The 506-nt window shown below is 53.8% G+C and carries 1 pseudogene; it reads right to left on the bottom strand.

Annotation, left to right across the window (positions count from 1 at the left end):
* Window positions 1–32: 32 nt before the first annotated feature.
* A pseudogene (locus DWZ82_RS15780) lies at window positions 33–506 on the bottom strand (MobA/MobL family protein); the annotation flags it as partial.

Below are 506 nucleotides of genomic sequence, written 5' to 3'. Positions count from 1 at the left end.
CACACATTTGGGGTTGACTTCTAATAGTTAGTCTTCCGTTTTTCTCCCAGCTCGGCAATCCAGCCTTTGAGGTTGTGGATAAGCTGCCGGATGGAATTCATCAGGCGGTTGGCGGCTCTGATTTCCCGGTTCAGGTTTCCGATATTCGTCTGGATACCACGCTTTTCCATCTGCCGGACAGCCGCTCCCTCATGGACAGTGGGAACTATATCAAGCCCCTGTCTGGCATAGGAACGCAAGTCCACACGCTCCGGGCGGTCATTGGCTTCCAGATAGCGGTTCTGGATGACCTCCCATTCATGCCGCCAGATTTCACAATACTTCTGGTCGTTCCAGTCCACCGTATCCTCCTTGTGGCTTTTCCACCTGCCGGATGGCAGCTTTATCCGTTCCCCGTTCTCGTCAAGGTCATAAACCTTACGGCTCTTGGGAAGCCATTTTCCATGCTCGTCCATTGCTCTCATAGTCAGCAGGACATGGGCGTGGGGATTGTGTCCCGGCGGATG

The sequence above is a fragment of the Butyricicoccus sp. AF35-5AC genome (genome assembly GCF_003477715.1).
GTDB classification, from domain to species: domain Bacteria; phylum Bacillota; class Clostridia; order Oscillospirales; family Butyricicoccaceae; genus Agathobaculum; species Agathobaculum butyriciproducens.
Note: the sequence above shows the minus strand (reverse complement) of the source record. Positions and strands in the feature narration are given on the sequence as shown.